Genomic DNA, 2,622 nt, shown 5'->3' with positions numbered 1-2,622 from the left:
GGCACCGGTGAGGTGACCAGCAACATCTCAGGCGTGGCCGGTGCAGCCGAGGAGACGGGTGCGGCCGCGAGCCAGGTGCTTGGGGCGTCCTCTGAGCTGTCGCGCCAGTCCGAGCACCTCGCGGCCGAGGTTGGACGCTTCCTCGCCACCGTGCGCGCCGCCTGAGGCGTTCAGGTTCTCAGGGTCACGCCGGTCCAGTTCAGCGAAGGGGCTGCTTCCTCCACCTAGGGAAGAGGTAGCCCTTTCTACATTTTTAGGCCCTCGCCAGCCTCTTGTGCCCGACGACAGCTCAAATCGGGCACAGAGGGCAACGAACGCTCGTCGGGGGTGTAGAACCTATGCAGCCGATGGGCTTGGCGTAGTCCGAGCCACTGCGGTTTGCATTAGCTCGGGCTTGTTGACGATGAGGGCCGCGGCGATCTCGGTCAGCGCCTTGTCCTCGATCTCGCTGATACCCTCATGATCGGCGACATCGAAAGCAACCAAGAACGCGTCCTGCCGTTGCTCCATCGGACGGCCGGCGATCGCGGCGACTCGGCGTAGGTTCTCTACTCGGCCAGCACGGGTTCGTGCCCGAGCGATCGACTCGTACAGGGCCTCCTCCAACATCAAGAGATCGTAGCCCTTCTCGATGATCGGGTTCGCGCGCAGACCCACCAGCGCGGTTTCAAACTCATCACCCGCCACCTCGCCGTCAGCCACGATGACGTTGGCAGCGGCCGAGATCCCAGCCTGCATCAGCACTTCGTCGCCGGCATAGGCCGTGACCGTCCGGCCGAAGCGGGTCAGCAGATCCTTGAGGGCGTTCATCGCAATCCAATCGTTTTTCAGACAGCAGCCCTACAGCAGCGCAAGCGACATGCTACGAGGCCTGACTGGGCTTGCTTCTCTAGCAGGGCCCGCGTTTGGCAGCTTCGAATGACCCGGCTGGCAGAACTACAGAACGACCCCGCGTTCCGACAGGCGGTATTGGCCGCGCGGGGGGCTTCCAGCACCCTCAGCGGACGAGAGGTGACCGAGGCAGAAGCTCAGTTCCTTGTAGGCATCGCGCTGGCCACCTTCGTGAATGCCGGTGGCCTGAACGAGCCGAGCGTCAGTCATCTCGCGCGCTTCTCTGGCAAGCTAGGGGCGAGCGAGACCGTCGATAGCCTGACTCAGCACTGAGCATCGAGAGATACCCCGCGGATGCGAGCCGCGGGGCTATTGCTGCTTACTTACCGCTCGGGGCTGCACCGCTACCTGTGGCGCCGTTGCCTGAGCCGCTGCCAGCAGGCGCGCCAGGGGTACTGACGGGCGGACCACCGCTCGTCCCAGGGCCTGTGCCCGTGCTCATTGACCCCGTGCTCATCGAGCCTGATCCGGTCTCCATGGACTTCTCGGAATTGCTCTTCACGCTGCCGGGGTTGTTCATGTTGCCTTCAGCGCTGCCGCCGCCAGCCGCGGTCTGAGCTAGAGACACTCCTGTAACGATGAATGTAAGCGCGGCAGCCAGGGCAAGTGTCCTCATCGGCATGGCGTTTCCTCCAGACGGATCGGTTCGATCGGTCCTGGGCTGAACGTCCTCGCGATCAATATTGTTCAGGCAACCGTTTTAGATCACTGCAGTCGGCATCATCTTGCTTGCCGCCGGCACGCGGTTCAGATACCGAGGCGACCCCGGACAAAGAAAAGGCCACCCCCGAAGGAGCGGCCCGAAGTCTAGGGAGGAAACGCCCCTCTCAGGGCAGCAGGATCGCGACGCCATCGCCATCCCGCAGTGCAAAGCTAGGCTATCGCACCGCAGCAAGCAACCACCAAATGGTGGAACCGCTTCGCTCGTTTGACAAGCCTCGGATGGGGCACGGCCTGCACCTGCATAGCTTGCAGCCTTCAGGCTTGGTGATGAGCCTCGATCGTCCGCACGCGCGTTCCAACCAAGCGAACCGTTTTTCGTAACTGTTCCTCGGTGACTCTCAGACGAGCGGCGAGCGCTGCACGCGCGGCGCGGTCATTGATGTCGATATGGGTGCGGGGAGATGGCTGGAGCTGTGCCGTATCCATAGCTGTGTGGTCACGCCCAACGGCGCGCCTCTGCTGATGTGGTGGAACTAAGCGCTCAACCCCGATCATGCAGAGGAGTTGCCCACCTCCCCAGTCCTGCGACGAATATCAACAGATATCGCGACGGCACCTCGTGATTGAAGATCGAGGCCCTGGGCCGGCGCTTGCGGTCTCCAGTCCCGCCGCCGCACCGACCCTCACACGACTGCCCGGCCGAGGCCTCACGGACGTCCTGCGGGGAACTGGCACGGAGAGAGCCTGTCGTCACGTGCTTGCCCGCCGCACGCCTTGCGGTGTCGTGAACGCCTCGGGCGCACTGACGGGAAGAACCGGTCTTGTTGCAGGCACGCGGCTAGCTGTCGTCGGTCAGGCTCTTCCGCGTTGAGCCTTCAATTGCTGCAGGGCGCGTTCATTCTCGCGATCGAACTGGGCCGGCGTGATTTCTCCAGCGTCCACACGGCGTGCGAGCTGCTTGCGGTACTCCAGCGCGTCCTCTTCCTGCGCGCTCAGCAGCACACTGGCTCGCGCGGCCGCCTGGGTACGTTCAGCCCACTCCGTGTAGCTGATCCGACGCGCATCGCG

The 2,622-nt window shown here is 63.7% G+C and carries 5 protein-coding genes; 1 reads left to right on the top strand and 4 read right to left on the bottom strand.

All coding sequences use genetic code 11. The features are described from left to right. Window positions 1-336: 336 nt before the first annotated feature. Entirely contained in the window at window positions 337-810 is a 474-nt protein-coding gene (locus MKL09_RS03610; RefSeq protein WP_244018036.1) for a tellurite resistance TerB family protein, read from the bottom strand. A 108-nt stretch (window positions 811-918) separates the two neighbouring features. Between MKL09_RS03610 and MKL09_RS03605 the strand changes: the two genes are divergently transcribed. Continuing rightward, window positions 919-1,164, top strand: coding sequence for a hypothetical protein (locus MKL09_RS03605; RefSeq protein WP_244018034.1), 246 nt, complete (start codon window positions 919-921; stop codon window positions 1,162-1,164). 46 nt (window positions 1,165-1,210) lie between these two features. Here MKL09_RS03605 and MKL09_RS03600 read toward each other — a convergent pair whose 3' ends face one another. The 3 genes from MKL09_RS03600 to MKL09_RS03590 form a co-directional block, all read right to left on the bottom strand. Next, entirely contained in the window at window positions 1,211-1,513 is a 303-nt protein-coding gene (locus MKL09_RS03600) for a hypothetical protein (RefSeq protein ID WP_244018032.1), read from the bottom strand. A gap of 356 nt (window positions 1,514-1,869) precedes the next feature. Continuing rightward, window positions 1,870-2,040 (bottom strand): DUF3606 domain-containing protein, encoded by a 171-nt coding sequence (locus MKL09_RS03595; protein ID WP_243939178.1) that lies wholly within the window; start codon window positions 2,038-2,040, stop codon window positions 1,870-1,872. A 366-nt stretch (window positions 2,041-2,406) separates the two neighbouring features. Continuing rightward, the coding region (locus MKL09_RS03590) for a hypothetical protein (RefSeq protein ID WP_244018030.1) at window positions 2,407-2,622 on the bottom strand (216 nt) is incomplete at its 5' end.

Origin of the sequence: Methylobacterium sp. J-048 (assembly GCF_022829515.1) — a bacterium.
Taxonomy (GTDB): Bacteria; Pseudomonadota; Alphaproteobacteria; order Rhizobiales; family Beijerinckiaceae; genus Methylobacterium.
This window is presented reverse-complemented; position numbering and strand designations above follow the sequence as displayed.